This window comes from Enterobacter dykesii, from assembly GCF_008364625.2.
Classification (GTDB): domain Bacteria; phylum Pseudomonadota; class Gammaproteobacteria; order Enterobacterales; family Enterobacteriaceae; genus Enterobacter; species Enterobacter dykesii.
Genome location: NZ_CP126604.1, coordinates 3387616 through 3408996 on the forward strand (window position 1 = coordinate 3387616; position 21381 = coordinate 3408996).

A 21381-nucleotide genomic window follows, 5' to 3' on the forward strand; every position below is an offset into this window, starting at 1 on the left:
TGCTCTTTAAACTCCGTACATCGCTTCAATGCAAGGAATCAGGCAACCGGCTGGATGTACGACCGAGTACACGGGGCGAGTCTTCGCCCCGGCCTGATTCTGAAATCTTTATCGTTTTATTACGCGCGCAATTTGACGTCGATAGCGTCCTGCGCTCGGGTGCTGCGTTGGGAATCCTGACCGTGCTGACGACCAGAGACATCCAGAACTTCCTGGTTATTCACCAGCTCACCGAGGGTGATGTTGTTCAGGAAGCCGGTCAAACGGTCGCTCAGATCGCGCCACAGCGCGTGGGTCAGGCACTTATCGCCGCCCTGGCAGCCTCCTTTCCCCTGGCAACGGGTCGCGTCAACGGATTCGTCAACTGCGCTAATCACTTCACCAACTGCAATACTGCCCGCGTCTTTACCCAGCAGATAACCGCCGCCTGGGCCACGAACGCTGGAAACCAGTCCATTTTTACGCAGTCTGGAGAACAGCTGTTCCAGGTAAGAGAGGGAGATCCCTTGTCGTTCAGAAATATCAGCCAACGGAACCGGGCCCGCTTCGGAGTTGAGCGCAACGTCCAGCATCGCGGTCACGGCATAACGCCCTTTAGATGTCAGTCTCATGTCTTACTTAACCTCAAACTCGCCCCTGCCCGGGGTTTTTTATTGTAAAATGGGGGTATTGCATAGCAGGGCCAAGTCTGACATTCCTGACTAAAATGGTCAACTATTTACTTGACTGTTTTAGTCAGGTATTTAACGTTCCGTGCCTTCATAACCCAGGTGCGGCCTGATGCCCTCACCCCAGCCCTCTCCCACGAGGAGAGGGGGAAATCGACACTACTCTTTATTCTTCTGCTCAATCGACGCCAGAATCCCGCGCAGGATGTTCAGCTCCTGGCTTTCCGGGCGCGCGCGGGTAAACATGCGGCGCAGTTTGTTCATCACCTGGCCCGGGTGACCTTCACGAATAAAGCCGGTTGAGAGCAGCGTCTGCTCCAGGTGACCGTAGAAGCGCTCAAGATCGTCCACCAGCGGGTAGGCCGTTTCTTCTTTAGGCTCTGCCTGTTTCTCCTGCGTCGCCAGCCACGCCATACGCACTTCATAGGCGATAACCTGCACCGCCATCGCCAGGTTCAGCGAGCTGTATTCCGGGTTCGCCGCTATGGCGACGTGATAGTGGCACTTCTGCAGCTCGTCGTTGGTCAGGCCAACGCGCTCGCGGCCAAACACCAGCGCAACCGGAGCCTGTTCTGCTTCTGAGACGCTTTTCAGGCCGCATTCGCGCGGATCCAGCATCGGCCACGGCAGCGTGCGTGAACGCGCGCTGGTGCCAACAACGAGGCTGCAACCGGCCAGCGCTTCGTCAAGGGTATCGACGATCTGGGCGTTGCCGATCACGTCGCTGGCACCGGCCGCCAGGGCGATAGCCTGCGAGTCAGGTTTCACCAGCGGGTTAACCAGCCACAGGTTCGTTAAGCCCATGGTTTTCATAGCGCGGGCAACGGAGCCCATGTTGCCGGTGTGCGATGTTTCGACCAGCACGATTCGAATGTTTTGCAGCATAATTTTTAATGTCTGAATTCAGCGTCTGAAGAATATTCCGGCATATTATCATAAACGGGAGACATAATCCGATCCCACTGCTATACTCTGCGCCGATTTTCCTGTTCTTTAACATCCAGTGAGAGAGACCGATGCATCCGATGCTGACCATCGCCGTGCGCGCAGCGCGCAAGGCGGGTAATGTAATTGCCAAACACTACGAAACGCCAGACTCCGTAGAAACCAGCCAGAAAGGCAGCAATGATTTCGTGACTAACGTCGATAAAGCCGCAGAAGCGATTATTATCGAAACGATCCGCAAATCTTACCCGCAGCACACCATCATCACCGAAGAAAGCGGTGAACATGAAGGTACCGATCAGGATGTTCAATGGGTTATCGATCCACTGGATGGCACCACCAACTTTGTTAAACGCCTGCCACACTTCTCTGTGTCTATCGCAGTACGCATTAAAGGCCGTACTGAAGTCGCCGTTGTTTACGATCCAATGCGTAACGAACTGTTCACCGCTACCCGCGGTCAGGGCGCACAGCTGAACGGCTACCGTCTGCGCTGCAGCAACGCACGCGATCTGGACGGCACCATTCTGGCGACCGGTTTCCCGTTCAAGGCGAAACAGCACGCGACCACCTATATGAATATCCTGGGCAAACTGTTCACCGAATGCGCGGACTTCCGCCGTACCGGCTCTGCCGCGCTGGATCTGGCCTACGTGGCGACCGGCCGCGTTGACGGTTACTTCGAGCTGTCGCTGAAGCCGTGGGACTTTGCTGCGGGCGAGTTGATCGCACGTGAAGCAGGTGCCATCGTTTGTGATTTCACCGGCGGCCACAACTACATGTCTACCGGCAACGTCGTTGCGGGTAACCCACGCGTTGTTAAAGCCATGCTGGCAAACATGCGTGATGAACTGAGCGATGCGCTGAAGCGTTAATCCCGGTCATTCCCTCTCCCTGTGGGAGAGGGGATCCCAACTAAAACGGCCGCAATCCTCTTCCCACCGGTACCGCGCTCATCCACATCGTCACCGCCGCCACCAGCAGAATCACCCCGCCCGCCAGCGCAAGCGTTGTCCACCCTACCTGTCGCCACAGCACCGGCGTTTTATTGCCGCTCAGTTTGACCGCTAGCTGACGGAAGCTGTGAACCAGCAGCGCTAAAGACGAAATGGTGAGAGACGTCCCTGCCGCCATCGCCAGCGCGGAGAGCATTCCCCAGCCAAACACGCCTATCACCTTGCTGAACAGCAGCACCATGATTGCCCCCGAACACGGGCGCATGCCCATCGAGAGAACAATCATCAGCCGCGCGCGCCAGTCGTCACCGCTCTGCAATTGTTCCTGCGTGGGCAAATGCTGATGCCCGCAGCCGCAGCTTTCATCATGAACGTGGTGCGGCGTAAAGGTTTTGAATTTGGGTTTTTGCAGCAGCACGCGCAGCTTTTTCAGCGCCCGCCAGCAGAGGATCAGCCCCAGCACGCCCACCAGCGCGTAGCTCCCCTTCTCCAGCCAGAAACTGCTCATGTGCAGCTGGCGCGCGGGAAGCTGCAACAGCGAAAGGACCACCACGACGAGCACAATCGCCACACCGCCCTGTAGCAGCGAGGAGGCCAGCGTCAGGCCGATGCTCGATTTCAGCTTCGACGGATGGGTGGCGAGCCAGGTCGTTATCACGATTTTGCCGTGCCCCGGCCCCAGCGCGTGCAGAACGCCATAGATAAAGCTGAATGCCAGCAGAGAACCACCCGCTTTGGTCGGGTTCTCCGCCACCGCCTTCAGCAGACCGCTCATCTGCTGGTTGACCTCACGCTGCCAGACGATGCTTTTCATCATGACCTGCGGCCAGGCCTGCCATAGCCAGAGCGAACCGCAAACGGCTAGCAGAAGAAAGAGCGCCAGCGGCCAGAGGTGCAGCCAGCGGCGCGGTTTCCGAACCGGAGAAGAGATCACTGACATTGTAACGTCACCTCCTGCGCGAACTGTTTACCCAACTCCATATCCTCAGGTGGGGCATCTTCCTTATCAAGCGAGACCGCAAAGTTTAGCGTCTCCTCGCTGGGTTTCGGGGTGTGAACGCCAATTTTGCAGTTTTTTTGCAGCGCGTCCGGCAGCCGTACGTCGCCGTCTTTGTCATAGCGCATGTCGACATAGTAAGTAGGGTCAAAAGTGGAAAACGTGTACGTTTGCCCGGCCAGCGGCTGCGGATGCGCCAGCGGAAGCACAAACGTCAGCACAGCCTGATGCCCGTCACGCGTCATACCGTATTCCGTTGGCCGGTTCAGAAATTTGACCTTTTGCCCGTTGTGCCAGAATTCCGTGAAGTAGTGCTGGCCGAGCACGTTGGCCATCACTTCCGCCGCCAGCTTTTTCCAGATTTCATCGCCGGGCTTCGCGTTTCCCGCATCGTAGAGCAGATCGGCCGAGGTGATTTCATCCATCGTCCAGCGCATCTTCAGGCCGCTCAGCTGCGTGCCGTCGGTAACCAGCTCGGTCTGGAGGTCAATAAAACTGTGAGGGTGCGCGCTGGTGGTGAAGCTGATAACCGCAAAAAATAACGCCATCGCACTTTGTTTAACTGTTTGCATCAATTCCTCACGTCAAAAATTCTGTGATGTTCCCCAGCAATCCTGAGTGAAAGGCCTGCCGGCGCGCTTTTCAGCGCTCATCCTTTAGCTATTCTTATCAAACATTCACACTGGATACCCGACAGATGATGACGACGCTTGAAATTCCATCTGTGCTTTCCAGTTCGCAGCGCCGCTGCCAGGTGCTTTTGATGCTTTACCTGCCCGATACTGCCGTCACCGCACAGAGCATTATCGCTGCCAACGGCGTGGACGACGCGATGGCACGGCAAGATATAGCCGAGACGCGCGATGAAATCCAGCGCTATCACCGGCTGGACATCGTTACGCACCACGACGGCAGCTACCGGATTGAAGGCACAGCCCTGAATCAGCGTTTATGCCTGCTGCACTGGCTGCGCCGGGCGCTGCGGCTTTGCCCGCAGTTTGTCTCGCACCAGTTTACCCCCGCATTAAAAACCGCGCTTAAACAACACGGCATTGCGCGGCCGCTTTACGATGATGCGAACCTGCGGGCGCTGATCGGCTTCTGCTCCCGCAAGCTGCAGCGCCAGTTTGAATGCCGCGACGTCCAGTTTTTACAGCTCTATTTGCAATACTGTCTCATTCAGCATCAGCTCGGAAATACGCCGCAGTTTTCTCACGTGCAGCGCAGCTGGACCCAGTCGAGAGGGGAGTATTTTACGGCCCAGGAGATCGTACGTCACTGGAAACGGCGCGTGCCGCAGGGTGCGCACGGGGATGAACAGCTGTTTCTGGCGCTGCTGTTTATGATGCTCCGCACGCCCGATCCGGTGCTTGATAAGCACCAGCAGGATCAGCGTCTGCGCCGGGCCATCGTGCGCATGGTCGCCCGTTTTCGCTCGCAGACCGGGATGAACTTCAGCGATGAGCAAGGGCTGACCGATCAGCTGTATATCCATCTGGCTCAGGCGCTGGACCGCTCGCTGTTTGAAATCGGCATCGACAATAGCCTGCCGGAGGAGATCCATCGTCTCTATCCCCGGCTGTTACGCACCACAAAGGAAGCGCTGTTTGAGCTGGAAGCGGAGTTTGGGCTGCGTTTTTCTGATGAAGAGATGAGCCTGGTGGCGGTGATTTTCGGCGCCTGGCTGATGCAGGAGACCGATCTGCACGAAAAACAGGTGATCCTGCTGACGGGAGACGATAAAGCCAGCGAGGATCTGATTGAACAGCAGCTTCGCGAGCTGACGCTGCTGCCGCTTAATATTCGCTATCTAACGCTGCAGGCTTTCCAGAAAGAGGGGGCACCGCGCGAGGCCGCGCTGGTTATCACCCCCTACCCTACCGTCCTGCCGCTGTTCTCGCCGCCGCTGATTCATGCCGTTGAGACACTGAACGCGCAGCAGCAAGAACATATACGCGCCATGCTGGAATCATAGCGACGCGCGGGCGGCCACTTTAGGGCGAACAACGATGGCGGGTAAGGCGACCAGCGCCATCACCCAGAAAACCCCATGCCCCAGGTGCTGATAGAGGAATCCGGCAAACACCGTCATGATCGCGATACTGCCTCCCATCGCCACTGCCGAATAGACGGCCTGCAGGCGAATAACGTCTCCGCCCTCGCGCGCTGCGATATAGCGCATCGCCGCCAGATGACCCACGGTAAAGGTGCCGCAGTGAAGAATTTGCGCCACGATCAGCCACGGCAGATCGGTCGTCCAGCCCATAATCCCCCAGCGCGCCACGCCGCACACGGCGGAAAGCAGCAGCAGGTCTCGTGCGCCAAATCGACGGAACAATTTCTTGCTCAGGGCGAAAATGATGACTTCGGCCACCACGCCCAGCGACCACAGATAGCCCACGGCGGAAGCAGAATATCCCGCCCCCTGCCAGTAGATGGCGCTGAAGCCATAGTACGCCGCATGCGCCCCCTGAAGCAGGCAGACACATGCCAGAAAACGCCAGCTCTGGGCCACCAGGCTCCGCCAGGCGGGCCAGCCTGCGCTCTCCTGATGGCGGCTCTCCCCTTGCGGCATCACCGACGGTCGCAGCAGCATGCCAAGCAGCATCGAGGCAATACCGATACTCAGCAGGGCGAGAATGGCGCGGTAATCGTAAAGGCTGACCAGTTTCCCCACCAGCGCCGAGCCAATCACAAAGGCAATTGAGCCCCACAGGCGCACGCGGCCATAGTCCATGGTGATCTGCTTTTGCCAGGTGTTCGCCAGGGCATCCGTCAGCGGTACCAGCGGTGAGAAGAAAAGGTTAAAGCCGACCATCACCACCATCAGCCAGGCAAACTGGTGGCTGACCCAGAAGCAGGCAACAAAGACTAGGGTCAGCAGCGCAAGAATGCGCACGGCCTTGATCAGTAAGGAGGGATCGCTGACGCGCGGAGCAATCAGCAGACTGCCAAGGAAACGCGCCACCAGCCCGGCCCCGAGCAGGACACCGATGGTCTCGGGCGTCAGGCCGATACCCTTAAGCCAGACGCTCCAGAAAGGCAGAAAAATGCCGTAGCTAAAGAAATAGGTGAAATAACTGAGCGCCAGCCAGCGCGTGGAATGCAAGACCATGAATCCCTCCCGAAATCGAGGCCATAGTCTGGCGAGAATATAAAAATTAAGCAAGTCGATAGCCTGCTATAAATTAACGAGATTTTAACATTTCGTGCAGTCGTCTGGCTTATGGCGGGGAATGAAAATATGTATTACGTTTAAATTACTCCACTTGCAGAGGTTTTTCTGCCATGAACTCATTACGTTATTTCGATTTCGGTCAGTCACGTCACCTTTTGCTGTTGATTGCGCGCATCGCGCTTGTCGTGCTGTTTATCATCTTTGGCTATCCAAAACTGACGGGGTTTAGCGGAACCGTACAATATATGACCTCGCTGGGTGCGCCGATGCCCATGCTGGCGGCCATTATTGCGGTGGTGATGGAAGTGCCTGCCGCTATCCTGATCGTGCTGGGCTTTTTCACCCGTCCTCTCGCCGTATTGTTTGTATTCTATACGCTGGGCACGGCGATTATTGGTCACCATTACTGGGATATGACCGGTGATGCGGTCGTACCTAATATGATTAATTTCTACAAGAACATCAGTATTGCTGGCGCCTTTATTTTGCTGGCGATTGTTGGTCCGGGGGCTATTTCCCTCGACCGGCGATAAGCCATAAAAAAGGCCGCAAGTGCGGCCTTTTTTGTTTCTGCAAAGCAGAGGAATTATGCGTATACCGGGAAGCGTGCGCAGATATCCAGAACTTTACCTTTGACGCGCTCGATAACCGCTTCGTCATTGATGTTGTCCAGAACGTCACACATCCAGCCAGCCAGCTCTTTCACTTCCGTTTCTTTAAAGCCGCGGCGAGTTACGGCCGGAGAACCGATACGGATACCGGAGGTCACGAACGGGCTCTTCGGATCGTTTGGCACGCTGTTTTTGTTCACGGTGATGTTGGCGCGGCCCAGGGCAGCGTCAGCTTCTTTACCGGTCAGGTTCTTATCAACCAGATCCAGCAGGAACAGATGGTTTTCAGTACCGCCGGATACCACTTTGTAGCCACGGTTCAGGAACACTTCCACCATCGCTTTGGCGTTCTTAGCAACCTGCTGCTGATAAACCTTGAACTCTGGCTCCATCGCTTCTTTCAGCGCAACGGCTTTAGCCGCGATAACGTGCATCAGCGGGCCGCCCTGCGCGCTTGGGAATACAGCGGAGTTCAGTTTTTTGTACAGCTCTTCGTCACCGCCTTTCGCCAGGATCAGGCCACCGCGTGGACCCGCCAGGGTTTTGTGGGTGGTGGTGGTCACAACGTGAGCGTGTGGAACCGGGTTCGGGTAAACGCCAGCGGCAATCAGGCCCGCAACGTGCGCCATGTCGACGAACAGGTAAGCACCGATGCTGTCCGCGATTTCACGCATTTTTGCCCAGTCAACGATGCCGGAGTAAGCAGAGAAGCCACCGATGATCATCTTCGGTTTGTGCTCTTTAGCCTGCTTCGCCATGTCTTCGTAGTCAATTTTGCCGGACTCATCAATACCGTAAGGGATGATGTTGTACAGTTTGCCGGAGAAGTTAACCGGGGAGCCGTGAGTCAGGTGGCCGCCCTGCGCCAGGTTCATACCCAGAACGGTATCGCCCGGCTGCAGGAGCGCGGTGTAGACCGCGAAGTTAGCCTGAGAGCCAGAGTGCGGCTGCACGTTTGCGTAGTCAGCGCCAAAAAGTTCTTTCGCACGGTCGATAGCCAGCTGCTCAACGATATCAACGTACTCGCAACCGCCGTAATAGCGCTTGCCCGGGTAACCTTCAGCGTATTTGTTGGTCAGCTGAGAACCCTGCGCCTGCATAACGCGAGGGCTGGTGTAGTTTTCGGAGGCGATCAGTTCGATGTGCTCTTCCTGACGTACTTTTTCCTGCTCCATAGCCTGCCACAGTTCGGCATCATAATCGGCAATGTTCATTTCACGCTTTAACATCCGCATCTCCTGACTCAGCTAACAAGTAAATTTTGGCCTGAAAAGGCAGTCCTGTTGGACAACGGGCAACAGTATAACTGATTAGTTCTGTGATAACAGGTCTTGACAAACGATTTTACGCAAACGTTTTCCTGCGCGCCACGCAAGGGTTTGAGGAATAAAGCTCTCCCCCTTTCCAGCGGATTTCTTTTCAGGTTTGTGATGCATATTTTTCATCTTGCAAAGAACCATTTACAACGCAGGGGTATTTTTTATAAGATGTATTTAAAATACATCATTAAAGTCACATCAGAAGGATGCGCTCATGCTCGACGCTCAAACCATCGCTACCGTTAAAGCCACCATCCCCCTGCTGGTGGAAACCGGCCCTAAACTCACCGCCCATTTTTACGATCGCATGTTCACGCATAACCCGGAGCTCAAAGAAATTTTCAACATGAGCAACCAGCGCAACGGCGATCAGCGCGAAGCGCTGTTCAACGCCATCGCGGCCTACGCCAGCAATATTGAAAACCTGGCGGCACTGCTGCCCGCGGTGGAAAAAATCGCGCAGAAGCACACCAGCTTCCAGATCCAGCCCGAGCAGTACAACATTGTGGGTGGCCACCTGCTGGCAACGCTGGACGAGATGTTCAGCCCGGGCCAGGAGGTGCTGGACGCGTGGGGGAAAGCCTACGGCGTGCTGGCAAACGTGTTTATCAACCGCGAAGCGCAGATCTACAGCGAAAACGCCAGCAAGAACGGCGGCTGGGAAGGCACGCGCGCCTTCCGCATCGTTGAGAAAACGCCGCGCAGCGCGCTGATTACCAGCTTTGAATTTGAGCCGGTGGACGGACAGCCGGTTGCCGATTACCAGCCGGGCCAGTATCTGGGCGTGTGGCTGAAGCCTGAAGGTTTCCCGCATCAGGAGATCCGCCAGTATTCTCTTACCCGCAAGCCAAACGGTAAAGGCTACCGCATTGCGGTGAAGCGCGAGGACGGCGGTCAGGTATCCAACTGGCTGCACAACGAAGCTAACGTGGGCGACGTGGTCCATCTGGCCGCGCCGGCGGGCGATTTCTTCATGGCCGTTGAAGCGAATACCCCGGTTACGCTGATCTCTGCGGGCGTCGGCCAAACGCCAATGCTGGCGATGCTCGATACGCTGGCGAAAGCCAACCACGGTGCGCAGGTCAACTGGTTCCACGCTGCGGAAAACGGTGACGTGCACGCTTTTGCCGATGAAGTGAAAACGCTCGGGGCTTCCCTGTCGCGCTTCACCGCGCACACCTGGTATCGCCTGCCGACGGAAGCAGACCGCACAGCTGCCCGCTTTGACAGTGAGGGTCTGATGAATCTGAGCCAGCGTGAAGGCCTGTTCAGCGCACCGGATATGCAGTTCTACGTCTGCGGGCCGGTGGCGTTTATGCAGTACGCCGCGAAGCAGCTGGTGGAGCTGGGCGTGAACAAAGACAACATTCACTACGAATGTTTCGGGCCGCATAAGGTGCTGTAATGCAAAAAGCCCCTCGTTCGAGGGGCTTTTTTTTCGCCGGGTGGCGGCTGCGCCTTTCCCGGCTACAAAACTTTTGGGAATGTTAAATCGCGGCGTCGTCTTCTTCGCCGGTACGGATACGGATCACGTGCGCCACGTCAAAGACGAAGATTTTACCGTCGCCGATTTTGCCCGTCTGCGCGGTGCGGATAATGGTATCCACGCAGGTATCGACGATATCGTCGCTGACCACGATTTCAATTTTCACTTTCGGCAGAAAGTCGACCATGTACTCTGCGCCACGATAAAGCTCGGTGTGGCCTTTCTGACGACCAAAACCTTTCACTTCCGTCACGGTCATCCCGGTGATGCCGACTTCCGCCAGCGCTTCACGCACGTCATCCAGTTTGAAAGGTTTAATAATCGCATCAATCTTTTTCATGGTGGGTCCTTAAACTCTTGCCTGTAAGCTGCCTCGTAATCGATTGCTCACAGTATCATACGGCATTACTCTTTAAAATCGTTTGCTTCCAGCTCGTGGCGCGACAGCAGCTTGTAGAACTCGGTGCGGTTGCGTCCGGCCATGCGCGCCGCGTGGGTCACGTTGCCTTTGGTGATCTGCAATAGCTTGCGCAGATAGTTGAGCTCAAACTGATTCCGCGCTTCCGCAAACGTCGGCAGGGCCGTGTTTTCCCCTTCCAGCGCCTGCTCTACAAGCGCATCGCTGATTACCGGTGAGGAGGTCAGCGCCACGCACTGCTCAATCACGTTCACCAGCTGGCGCACGTTACCCGGCCAGCCTGCGGCCATCAGCCGCTTCATCGCGTCGGTGGAGAACGCGCGCACAAACGGTTTATGACGATCGGCCGCCTGGCGCAGAAGATGATTCGCCAGCAGCGGAATGTCTTCCGCGCGCTCCGCCAGCGCCGGGATCTTCAGATTCACCACGTTCAGACGGTAGTAGAGATCTTCGCGAAACTCGTTGCGGGCCATCACTTTTGGCAAGTCGCGGTGGGTGGCGGAAATAATGCGCACGTTAATATCAATGTCGCGGTTGCTGCCCAGCGGGCGAACTTTTCGCTCCTGCAGCACGCGCAGCAGTTTGACCTGCAGCGGCGCGGGCATGTCGCCAATCTCGTCCAGGAACAGCGTGCCACCTTCCGCGGCCTGGAACAGCCCTTCCCGGCTGCTCACCGCGCCGGTGAATGCGCCGCGGGCATGACCAAACAGTTCAGATTCGAGAAGCTGTTCCGGAAGCGCGCCGCAGTTAATGGCGATAAAGGCGTTTTTACTGCGCGGGCTGGCGTTATGGATCGCCTGCGCCAGGATCTCTTTCCCGGTTCCGCTCTGGCCGTTGATGAGCACGCTGACGTCGGACTGCGCCACCATCCGGGCCTGTTCAAGCAGACGCAGCATAATGGGGCTGCGGGTGACGATGGACTCCCGCCACGCTTCATCCCCCGCCGGGGCGGCATGTTCCAGCGCGCTGTCGATAGCCTTATACAGCGCGTCTTTGTCCACCGGCTTGGTCAGGAAGCTGAAGACCCCCTGCTGCGTCGCGGCAACCGCATCCGGGATCGACCCGTGCGCCGTCAGGATGATCACGGGCATACCCGGCTGCTGCTTCTGGATCTCCGCGAACAGCTGCAGGCCATCCATTTCGTCCATCCGCAGGTCGCTTATCACCAGATCGATTTTCTCGCGGCTAAGGATCTTCAGCCCCTCCAGCCCGCTTTCGGCGGTCACGACGCTGTAGCCTTCACTCACCAGACGCATCCCCAGCAGCTTTAACAGCCCGGGATCGTCATCCACCAGTAAAAGATGGGCAGGTTTACGGCTCGTCATGCTTCACGTCCTCTTGTTTCGGCGTATCGCTGTCCGGTGACGCGGATGAACTCCCCGGCTGATATTTACGCGACGAGAGCTGCCTTTCGATATCGGTCAGGTTCTCCAGCTTACGCGTCGTGGTATCCAGCTGCGTACGTAAATGTTGCTGCTGTTGGCGCAGCGTATCAAGCTCGCTGTCGGTTGACTGCTGCAGCTTGCTGTAGCGGGAACGCTCTTCAGACAGCTGAAGTTGTAATGTCTGCCCATCGCGCCAGAGCTGGTATACCGGGCGTACCTGCACGGGAAGATTGACCACAAACGTGTCCAGCCGGGTGACATTGACGCGGCGTTCAACGGGGGTGATTTTCGCATCTGCAAGTAAAATCCCACGCTTGAACGCGTCCTGCCAGGTGTCGTCATCCAGCATCGCGGCCTTCGAGCGGGCGTCTACCGGCGCCAGACGCTGGGCGCAGTCTATTCCACGCAGCCAGAACAGCGGGTTGCTTTCAACGTCATGTCCTGACAGGTTCCAGATGTCGTCACAGCGGGTTGAGAGGAAGTCTGCCAGCTGGTTATCGGGCCATTTATCTTCCTGTTTATCGCTAATAGCACTTTGTGGCGCATGGGAAACACACCCTGCCAGAAATAAACAGGGCAGGCTCAGGCTAAGCGTTTTGCTGGAAAACACCGCGCGTACGGCGCGGAAAAAGACGTGTGACATACTCACCAGACATAGATTCATTTTATTGATTTTTCCGGCTCACGGGCAGTTCGATACGGAAGCAAACATCTGAACGTTCGTCCGCGGCAATGTTTAGCTCACCCTGCATGCGTCGTATGCAGTCCCGGGCGATGCTCAAGCCCAGACCGCTTCCTTTAACCGCGCCTTTCCGCTGATGACTCCCCTGGAAAAAGGGTTCGAAGATCATGGTTTTTTCGTCATCGGGGATCGGGGTGCCGGTGTTTGCGACGTCAATAAACACCCGTGAACCATTCGTATTACTTCGGATATAAATGTTACCGGATTCAGTACCATAGTGCACCGCATTGGAGTAAAGATTATCCAGAACGCTCATCAGCAGCATGGGTTCAGCCAGGCACGCAGGCGCATTCAGCTCGACGCCGGTATGCATCATTTTAGCTCTTGCTGGCAAGCTGTGGGCCGAGATCACCATATCCACCAGCGGCTCAATCTCTACGTTTTCCAGTACGACCGCCCCGTCAGCCAGCTTGCGGTTGTAATCCAGCAGTTGCTCAATCAGCTTTTGTAGATTGCGGCTGCTGTCATCCAGGATCTCGACAATTTCTTTCTGTTCTGGCGTAAGGGGTCCTGCCACTTCGTCCGCCAGCAGCTCCGTCCCTTCGCGCATGCTGGCCAGCGGCGTTTTAAGCTCATGAGAGATATGGCGCAGGAACTGATGGCGCTGAGATTCGAGCCACGCCAGGCGCTCGGACAGCCAGATAATGCGCTGGCCGACGGATCGCAGCTCGCGCGGACCTTTAAAAGCGACCGTATCCCCGAGCGATTTCCCCTCCCCCAGACGGTTGATCATACGCTGGATGCCCTTCACCGGGCCGATGATCATGCGGGTAAAGAGCAGAACCAGCCCGAGACTCACCAGGAACAGCACCAGCGCCTGCCAGCCGAAGAACTGGCCGCGCTCGGCAATCTCCTGCTGGAGCTGCTGGCCGCGAGAGAAAATCACCGCGCGCGTAGACTGCACCATCTCGGTGTTGGCGCTGGCAAAAGCTTCGAGGCGCGCGGCAGCAACGGCATCCGGGCCGCTGTTGCTGCACTGCAGCTGCGCGAGATCGTTTAAATCCTGACGTAACGCCTGATAGAGCTTGTCGTCAGGTAAGACCCCCGCGTGAGCGTCCAGCATTTCGCTGTAGCGTTTACGCTGACTCTGATAAACCTTTTCCAGCGTCCGATCGTCAAGCACGCAATACTGACGATAGCTGCGCTCCATCTCAAGCGCGGCGTTGGTCATCGCTTCACTGCGTCTGGCGTCGATGAGCGTCGTGCGGTTGGTCAAAGCCGCCTGCGCGCTCAGCGCGTTCAGGCTTTGCCACGCCTGCCAGGCAAGGATTAGCAGCGGCAGCAGGATCAGCAGGAAGGCCATCATGACGAGCTGCCGCAGGGAGCGGGGGAAAACGGGCCAGCGTTTCAACGCATTACTCTCTTAATGGGGGTTTACGCAGAGCGTAACTGAGTCTGCCCTTCAGATACAACAAAGCCGGGTAAAAACCCGGCTTTGTCATGGAATGAGGCGGTGCCTAACTCGACGTTTCGCCCTGGCCTGATAAAGCATCGCTATGATCAGTAGTTGGACGGCAGGCACCTTTTTGTGCGTCATTCGAAGTTTATGTAGCGCGTCCCTAAGGGGCTGACATAAGAAGGTGAATGAGCCACTGGTTAATATTATGCAACACCCGTGCCAGAATGCAAAATAAAATATTAAAATATTAAAATATTGAAATATATAGTTTTTACTCGTTTAACGCGTTAATTATCGGTTGAATGATTTTCAGGCTAAGTGTCGCTATTAAGCAACACCTTAACGGGAACCTTTACTGCCACATATAAATCAATGAGTTAAATGTCGCCTTTTGGAGACAGTCGTATTGCGGGTCTGTCGCGTAATTGCGACACAAATAAAAAAGCCCGGTGAAGCTTTCGCTTACCGGGCCTGGAAGGGTGTGGGGCTAAAACTTAACCCAGCTGCTTACGCGCGTTGCGGAAGATACGCATCCACGGGCTATCCTCGCCCCAGTTTTCCGGGTGCCAGGAGTTGCTCACGGTACGGAACACGCGTTCCGGGTGCGGCATCATGATGGTCGCGCGACCGCTTTCGCTGGTCACCGCCGTAATACCGTTGGCGGAGCCGTTCGGGTTAGCCGGGTAGGTTTCTGTAACCTTACCGAAGTTATCGACAAAGCGTAGCGCCACCAGGCCCTTGCTTTCCAACTGAGCCAGATGCGCAGCATCACGCACTTCTACCTGACCTTCGCCGTGGGAAACGGCGATTGGCATCTGTGAACCGACCATTCCCTGCAGCAGCAGAGACGGGCTTTGGGTCACTTCCACCAGGCTGAAGCGCGCCTCGAAGCGGTCTGACTGGTTACGCACAAAGCGCGGCCAGGCTTCGCTGCCCGGGATCAGCTCGCGCAGGTTAGACATCATCTGGCAGCCGTTACACACGCCCAGCGCCAGGGTCTGCGGACGGTGGAAGAAGGTTTCGAACTCATCACGCACGCGGCTGTTGAACAGGATGGACTTCGCCCAGCCTTCGCCCGCGCCCAGCACGTCGCCGTAGGAGAAGCCGCCGCACGCCACCAGCGCCTGGAAATCTTCCAGACCGGTACGCCCGGCCAGCAGGTCGCTCATGTGGACGTCGATAGCGTCAAAGCCCGCGCGGTGGAAGGCAGCCGCCATCTCAACGTGGGAGTTAACGCCCTGCTCGCGCAGCACGGCCACTTTTGGACGCGCGCCGGTCGCAATGTACGGCGCAGCGATGTCTTCGTTAATGTCGAAGGAGAGCTTCACGTTCAGGCCTGGATCCTGGTCATTCGCTTTCGCGTTATGCTCCTGATCGGCACATTCCGGGTTATCACGCAGGCGCTGCATCTGCCAGGTGGTTTCCGCCCACCACATGCGCAGCGTGGTGCGGCTTTCGCTGAAGACCGCGTGACCGTCAGCTTCAATCACGAAGCGGTCGCCCTGAACGGCTTTACCCAGATAGTGCACGCAGTCTGCCAGACCGTGCTTCGCCAGAATCGCTTCAACCGCGTCTCGATCCGCCGCGCGCACCTGAATCACGGCACCCAGCTCTTCGTTGAACAGCGCCGCCAGACGGTCTTCGCCAAGCGTTGCAATGTCGGCTTCCACACCACAGTGGCCGGTGAAGGCCATCTCTGCCAGGGTCACCAGCAGGCCGCCGTCGGAACGGTCGTGGTAGGCCAGCAGCTTACGCTGCGCCACCAGCGCCTGAATCGCGTCGTAGAAGCCTTTCAACTGGGCAACGTCGCGCACGTCGGCTGGCTTGTCGCCGAGCTGGCGGTAAACCTGCGCCAGCGCGGTGGCACCCAGCGCGTTGTGGCCTTTACCCAGGTCAATCAGCAGCAGGGCGTTGTCTTCGGTCGCAAGCTGCGGCGTAACGGTGTGGCGCACGTCTTCCACGCGGGCAAACGCGGTGATCACCAGCGACAGCGGAGAGGTCATCTCGCGCTGCTCGTTGCCTTCCTGCCAGCGGGTTTTCATCGACATGGAGTCTTTGCCCACCGGAATGGTCAGGCCGAGGGCAGGACACAGCTCCTCGCCCACCGCTTTTACGGCTTCATACAGGCCAGCATCTTCGCCAGGGTGGCCGGCAGCGGCCATCCAGTTGGCGGAAAGCTTGATACGTTTGATATCGCCAATCTGCGTCGCGGCGATGTTGGTCAGCGCTTCACCGACCGCCAGACGGGCAGAAGCAGCGAAGTCCAGCAGCGCTACCGGGGTGCGTTCGCCGAGAGCCATCGCTTCGCCGTAGTAGCTGTCGAGGCTCGCGGTGGTCACGGCGCAGTTAGCGACCGGGATTTGCCACGGGCCGACCATCTGGTCGCGTGAAACCATACCGGTCACGGTGCGGTCGCCGATGGTCACCAGGAAGGTTTTCTCTGCCACTGCAGGCAGGTGCAGCACGCGGTTGACCGCTTCTGCCACGGTGATGCCCTGACGATCCAGCGCTTTGCCCGCCGCTTTACGGGTGGTTACGTCGCGGGTCATCTTCGGCGTTTTACCGAGCAGCACGTCGAGCGGCAGATCGATCGGCTGGTTGTCAAAGTGGGTGTCGCTTAAGGAAAGGTGCTGCTCTTCGGTCGCTTCACCGATGACGGCATACGGCGCGCGCTCGCGGCGGCATAGCTCGTCAAACAGCGGCAGCTGATCGGCGGCAACCGCCAGCACGTAGCGCTCCTGGGATTCGTTACACCAGATTTCCAGCGGGCTCATGCCCGGCTCATCGCTCAGGATGTCGCGCAGGTTGAAGCGTCCGCCGCGGCCACCGTCGCTCACCAGCTCCGGCATGGCGTTGGACAGACCGCCCGCGCCCACGTCGTGGATGAAGAGGATCGGGTTGGCGTCACCCAGCTGCCAGCAGCGGTCGATCACTTCCTGGCAGCGGCGCTCCATCTCAGGGTTGTCACGCTGCACGGAGGCGAAATCGAGATCCGCATCAGACTGGCCGGAGGCCATAGAAGAGGCTGCGCCGCCGCCCAGACCGATGTTCATCGCCGGGCCGCCCAGTACGATCAGCTTCGCGCCGACGACGATCTCGCCTTTCTGCACGTGATCGGCACGGATGTTGCCGATCCCGCCCGCCAGCATGATCGGTTTGTGATAGCCACGCAGCTCTTCGCCGTTGTGGCTGTCCACTTTCTCTTCATAGGTACGGAAGTAACCGTTCAGCGCCGGACGACCAAATTCGTTGTTAAACGCCGCGCCGCCCAGCGGGCCTTCGGTCATGATATCCAGCGCGGTCACAATGCGCTCTGGCTTGCCGAAATCTTCTTCCCACGGCTGTTCAAAGCCCGGGATACGCAGGTTGGAGACGGAGAAACCGACCAGACCCGCTTTTGGTTTAGCGCCACGGCCGGTCGCCCCTTCGTCACGGATTTCACCGCCGGAGCCGGTCGCCGCACCCGGCCACGGGGAGATCGCGGTCGGGTGGTTGTGGGTTTCCACTTTCATCAGGATATGCGCGGGCTCCTGATGGAAGTCATAGCGCCCTGCTTCGCGATCGGCGAAGAAGCGGCCCACCTCGGAACCTTCCATTACCGCGGCGTTGTCTTTATAGGCAGACAGCACGTGGTCAGGGGTTTGCTCCATGGTGTTTTTGATCATTTTGAACAGCGACTTCGGCTGCTGTTCGCCGTTAATAATCCAGTCGGCGTTGAAAATCTTGTGGCGGCAGTGCTCAGAGTTAGCCTGCGCGAACATGTAAAGTTCGATGTCGTTCGGGTTACGGTTGAGCTTAACAAACGCATCCTGCAGGTAGTCGATTTCGTCTTCTGCCAGCGCCAGGCCGAGACGCAGGTTGGCGTCAATCAGCGCCTGACGGCCCTGCCCCAGCAGGTCTACGCTCTGTACCGGCGCAGGCTGATGGTGGGAGAACAGCTTCTGCGCGTCGTCGAGAGAGGCAAATACGCTCTCCATCATGCGGTCATGCAGTTCAGCCGCAACCGCCTGCCACTGCGCGTCGCTCAGGGTAGAGGCTTCCACGTAGTACGCCACGCCGCGTTCCAGACGGTTAATCTGGCTCAGGCCACAGTTGTGGGCGATGTCGGTGGCTTTGGAAGACCAGGGGGAGATGGTGCCCGGACGAGGCGTAGCAAGGATCAGTTTGCCGGTTGGCGTATGGCTGCTCAGGCTTGGGCCATACTTGAGCAGGCGTTCCAGCTGTACGCGCTCCTCTGCATTGAGGGGGGCATTCAGGTCAGCAAAATGGACATACTCAGCGTAAATATTGCTTACCGGAAGGTCGGCCGCCTGAAAACGTGCCAGCAGTTTGGTAATACGGAAGGCAGACAGTGCAGGCGAACCACGCAGAATTTCCATCATAAGTCTCTCGTCTTCGAAGCGCCGGGGCGCTTACAGTGTGCGCAAGGGGGGAAAACGGGCGTCATTATAGAGAATCCTGAGCGCCGACGAAACCGTTTGCGTCGAAATAAAATTTTAACAATAGATGTGACCTGTCTCTCTAATTGGTTGCCAAGTGGCGCAAGTTTACGCAAAATGCCGCTCATTCAATGGCAAACCTTATGATTAACATGGCTACAGCAGACTGAGGCAACCGGCGTCGCAGAGAATTAACTAATTGAAAAAATTAAAGATTAATTATCTGCTCATCGGCATTGTAACGTTGCTGCTGGCAGTGGCCCTCTGGCCTTCCATCCCCTGGTTCGGCAAAGCCGAAAACCGTATCGCCGCCATTCAGGAGCGGGGGGAACTGCGCGTCAGTACCCTCAACTCCCCGCTGATTTACAGCGACATCAACGGCAAAATCATTGGCCTGGATTATGAACTGGCACAACAGTTCGCCGATTATCTTGGCGTGAAGCTCAAAATCACCGTCCGCCAGAATATCAACCAGCTGTTTGACGATCTCGATAACGACGATGCCGATATGCTTGCTGCCGGGCTGGTGTATAACAGCGAGCGCAGCAAGAACTACCAGCCAGGCCCGACCTACTACTCCGTTTCGCAGCAGCTGGTCTACCGCGTCGGGAGCCTGCGCCCGCGCTCGCTGGCTTCAATTAACGATCGGCAGCTGACGATTGCGCCCGGCCACGTGGTGATTGACGATCTGCGGGAGCTTAAGGAAAAGAAATATCCCGACCTGAGCTGGACGGTGGATCCGAAACTCGGCACGACGGAGCTGCTGGAGCAGGTAAAAGATCAGAAGGTGCCCTACACCATCGCCGATTCGGTCGCGATCAGCCTGTTCCAGCGGGTGCATCCTGAAATCGCCGTGGCGCTGGACGTCACCGACGAGCAGCCCGTGACCTGGTTTAGCCAGCTTGATGACGATCAGACCTTCTCTGCCGCGATGCTTGATTTCTTCAACACCATCAATGAAGACGGTACCCTGGCACGTCTCGAGGAGAAGTACCTCGGGCACGGCGATGACTTTGACTACGTTGACACCCGCAGCTTCCTGCGCGCGGTAGACAGCGTCCTGCCGGACCTGCAGCCGCTGTTCGAAAAATACGCCCAGGAGATTGACTGGAAACTGCTGGCAGCTATTTCGTATCAGGAATCCCACTGGGATACCCAGGCCACGTCGCCCACGGGCGTACGTGGTTTGATGATGTTAACCAAAAATACCGCGCTGAGCCTGGGCGTGAACGATCGTACCGACGCCGAACAGAGCATCAGCGGCGGCGCGCGCTACCTGCAGGATATGATGGCTAAAGTACCGGAAACGGTGCCGGAAGAAGAGCGGATCTGGTTTGCGCTGGCGGCCTACAATATGGGCTACGCGCATATGCTTGATGCGCGAGCGTTGACGGCCAAAACGAAAGGCAATCCGGACAGCTGGTCAGACGTTAAGCAGCGCCTGCCGCTGCTGAGCCAGAAGCCATGGTATAACAAGCTGACATACGGCTACGCGCGCGGACATGAAGCCTACGCCTACGTGGAAAATATCCGTAAATATCAGATTAGCCTGGTCGGGTATCTGCTGGAGAAAGAGAAAGAGGCGACGGAGGCCAAACGGCTGGCTCAAAGCTACCCGGTCGTGGCGCCGGACGAGCTTAATCGTCCGAAAGCTTCAGTTCTGCCTTTTGCTGCTTTTTCTGCTGACGGCGCATTCGAAAGAAATCGCTTAATAGCCCCGAACACTCTGGTGCAAGCACCCCACCGATAGTCTTCACCTGGTGGTTCATACCCGGGTGACCCAGCACGTCCATCAGCGAACCGGCCGCACCGGTTTTTTCATCCCGCGCCCCGAAAACCAGAGTCCCGATCCGGCTGTGGACCATCGCCCCGGAGCACATCACGCACGGCTCCAGCGTCACATACAGCGTGGTATCAAGCAGACGATAGTTTTGCAGCACCAGCCCTCCCTGACGAAGCGCCATGATTTCGGCATGCGCAGTAGGATCGTGGCGACCAATAGGACGGTTCCACCCTTCGCCAATCACCTGGTTGTTATGAACCAGCACCGCGCCCACGGGCACTTCGCCCTCGTCCCATGCGCGTTGAGCCAGCGTCAGCGCATGGCGCATCCAGTATTCATGATTGTGTTCAGGGTTGGACAAAGGCTGATACTCCAGTCGAAAAGCGGGCGGCATTATACACGCCCGTTTTAGAGAAGACTATTCGAGTTGCTGAAGTTCGCCTGATGGCGTGACGCGCCAGCGGTGCTGGCAAAAATAGAGCAGCGGGTTGTCCTGCTTGCTGTCGCTGTAGCCGCTGTACAGGCGCAGCGGCGTACCGATGCGTTTCTCCAGCTGGACCACTTTTTCATGCCCCAGGCAGCGCAGGGTCAGCACCCAGCCGCCGTAACCGCGGGCAATTTGCGTGGCGATAAGATTCACGCGCGGAAGCCAGGGGGTATCAAAGTAGACCTGCTCCACAAGCGTCTGCGGGGAGCCTGTAATCAGCCAGATGTCGGCATCGTTCGCGTCGAGGTAGCTGGTCAGGCGCGCCTGTACAACAGGAAAGGCGGCAACGTGACCGCGAAACCAGTGCGCAAAATCCTTTTCGAGCTGCTTGAGCCGCGCTTCGCTGTGCCCAAACGTACATCCCCACAGCAGCAGACTCATCGGCCATCTCGCCGCCCGGCCTTTCACCAGCAGCGCGATCCCGATAACCGGTAAGAGCGGCAGCACGAGCAGCGCATTCAAAGGCTGACGCCGTAGCAGGTAACGCATAAACGTTCCAAACATATCCTGCTGATGCAGCGTTCCATCCAGATCGAAAAAGACAACGCGACGCGCGTGATTTGCCAAA

The 21381-nt window shown here is 57.4% G+C and carries 18 protein-coding genes; 5 read left to right on the forward strand and 13 right to left on the reverse strand.

The window, feature by feature from the left end:
* Positions 1 to 119: 119 nt before the first annotated feature.
* On the reverse strand, positions 120 to 611 hold the full coding sequence (gene iscR / locus F0320_RS16075; RefSeq protein ID WP_023308826.1) for a Fe-S cluster assembly transcriptional regulator IscR: 492 nt from the start codon (positions 609 to 611) through the stop codon (positions 120 to 122).
* 216 nt (positions 612 to 827) lie between these two features.
* Complete coding sequence (gene trmJ, locus F0320_RS16080) at positions 828 to 1553, reverse strand: tRNA (cytosine(32)/uridine(32)-2'-O)-methyltransferase TrmJ (protein ID WP_047652688.1); 726 nt, start codon at positions 1551 to 1553, stop codon at positions 828 to 830.
* A 131-nt stretch (positions 1554 to 1684) separates the two neighbouring features.
* On the opposite strand from trmJ, the gene suhB reads away from it, so the two are divergent.
* Positions 1685 to 2488: an inositol-1-monophosphatase gene (gene suhB, locus F0320_RS16085; protein ID WP_023308828.1), complete on the forward strand. Its 804-nt coding sequence runs from the start codon at positions 1685 to 1687 to the stop codon at positions 2486 to 2488.
* A gap of 40 nt (positions 2489 to 2528) precedes the next feature.
* Here the strand turns inward: suhB and F0320_RS16090 are convergent, their stop codons facing one another.
* Positions 2529 to 3509, reverse strand: coding sequence for a nickel/cobalt transporter (locus tag F0320_RS16090; RefSeq protein ID WP_126330008.1), 981 nt, complete (start codon positions 3507 to 3509; stop codon positions 2529 to 2531).
* The gene (locus F0320_RS16095; RefSeq protein ID WP_126330010.1) at positions 3500 to 4138 is read right to left on the reverse strand and encodes a DUF1007 family protein; all 639 of its coding nucleotides are present in this window, start codon (positions 4136 to 4138) and stop codon (positions 3500 to 3502) included. Before F0320_RS16095 ends, F0320_RS16090 begins: the two co-directional genes overlap by 10 nt.
* Positions 4139 to 4263: 125 nt before the next feature.
* Between F0320_RS16095 and csiE the strand changes: the two genes are divergently transcribed.
* Positions 4264 to 5541 carry a stationary phase inducible protein CsiE gene (csiE, locus tag F0320_RS16100; RefSeq protein ID WP_126330012.1) on the forward strand — a complete coding sequence of 426 codons (1278 nt, stop codon included), beginning with the start codon at positions 4264 to 4266 and terminating at the stop codon, positions 5539 to 5541.
* Here csiE and F0320_RS16105 read toward each other — a convergent pair.
* Positions 5536 to 6681, reverse strand: coding sequence for a 3-phenylpropionate MFS transporter (locus F0320_RS16105; RefSeq protein WP_126330014.1), 1146 nt, complete (start codon positions 6679 to 6681; stop codon positions 5536 to 5538). The two genes, csiE and F0320_RS16105, sit on opposite strands and share 6 nt — an antisense overlap.
* Before the next feature lie 173 nt (positions 6682 to 6854).
* On the opposite strand from F0320_RS16105, the gene F0320_RS16110 reads away from it, so the two are divergent.
* Complete coding sequence (locus tag F0320_RS16110; RefSeq protein ID WP_126330016.1) at positions 6855 to 7277, forward strand: DoxX family protein; 423 nt, start codon at positions 6855 to 6857, stop codon at positions 7275 to 7277.
* Between the two features lie 53 nt (positions 7278 to 7330).
* Here F0320_RS16110 and glyA read toward each other — a convergent pair whose 3' ends face one another.
* Positions 7331 to 8584, reverse strand: coding sequence for a serine hydroxymethyltransferase (gene glyA, locus F0320_RS16115; protein WP_126330018.1), 1254 nt, complete (start codon positions 8582 to 8584; stop codon positions 7331 to 7333).
* Between the two features lie 304 nt (positions 8585 to 8888).
* On the opposite strand from glyA, the gene hmpA reads away from it, so the two are divergent.
* On the forward strand, positions 8889 to 10079 hold the full coding sequence (gene hmpA / locus F0320_RS16120) for an NO-inducible flavohemoprotein (RefSeq protein WP_126330019.1): 1191 nt from the start codon (positions 8889 to 8891) through the stop codon (positions 10077 to 10079).
* Between the two features lie 82 nt (positions 10080 to 10161).
* On the opposite strand, the gene glnB is transcribed toward hmpA, so the two are convergent.
* From glnB to purL, 5 genes are all read right to left on the reverse strand, one after another.
* On the reverse strand, positions 10162 to 10500 hold the full coding sequence (gene glnB / locus F0320_RS16125; protein WP_126330021.1) for a nitrogen regulatory protein P-II: 339 nt from the start codon (positions 10498 to 10500) through the stop codon (positions 10162 to 10164).
* 65 nt (positions 10501 to 10565) lie between these two features.
* Positions 10566 to 11903, reverse strand: a complete 1338-nt coding sequence (glrR, locus tag F0320_RS16130; protein ID WP_023308835.1) for a two-component system response regulator GlrR — start codon at positions 11901 to 11903, stop codon at positions 10566 to 10568.
* On the reverse strand, positions 11890 to 12627 hold the full coding sequence (gene qseG, locus F0320_RS16135) for a two-component system QseEF-associated lipoprotein QseG (RefSeq protein WP_126330023.1): 738 nt from the start codon (positions 12625 to 12627) through the stop codon (positions 11890 to 11892). Before qseG ends, glrR begins: the two co-directional genes overlap by 14 nt.
* Before the next feature lies 1 nt (position 12628).
* Positions 12629 to 14056 carry a two component system sensor histidine kinase QseE/GlrK gene (gene qseE / locus F0320_RS16140; protein WP_126330025.1) on the reverse strand — a complete coding sequence of 476 codons (1428 nt, stop codon included), beginning with the start codon at positions 14054 to 14056 and terminating at the stop codon, positions 12629 to 12631.
* A 542-nt stretch (positions 14057 to 14598) separates the two neighbouring features.
* Positions 14599 to 18486, reverse strand: a complete 3888-nt coding sequence (gene purL, locus F0320_RS16145; protein WP_126330027.1) for a phosphoribosylformylglycinamidine synthase — start codon at positions 18484 to 18486, stop codon at positions 14599 to 14601.
* 256 nt (positions 18487 to 18742) lie between these two features.
* Here purL and mltF point away from each other — a divergent pair, with 256 nt between their 5' ends.
* A complete protein-coding gene (gene mltF / locus F0320_RS16150; protein ID WP_126330029.1) occupies positions 18743 to 20293 on the forward strand; it encodes a membrane-bound lytic murein transglycosylase MltF in 1551 nt (516 codons plus the stop codon).
* Here the strand turns inward: mltF and tadA are convergent.
* Both tadA and yfhb read right to left on the reverse strand, forming a co-directional pair.
* On the reverse strand, positions 20181 to 20720 hold the full coding sequence (tadA, locus tag F0320_RS16155) for a tRNA adenosine(34) deaminase TadA (RefSeq protein ID WP_045888303.1): 540 nt from the start codon (positions 20718 to 20720) through the stop codon (positions 20181 to 20183). The two genes, mltF and tadA, sit on opposite strands and share 113 nt — an antisense overlap.
* A 24-nt stretch (positions 20721 to 20744) precedes the next feature.
* Positions 20745 to 21380, reverse strand: a complete 636-nt coding sequence (gene yfhb / locus F0320_RS16160) for a phosphatidylglycerophosphatase C (protein ID WP_039263757.1) — start codon at positions 21378 to 21380, stop codon at positions 20745 to 20747.
* Position 21381 lies beyond the last annotated feature (1 nt).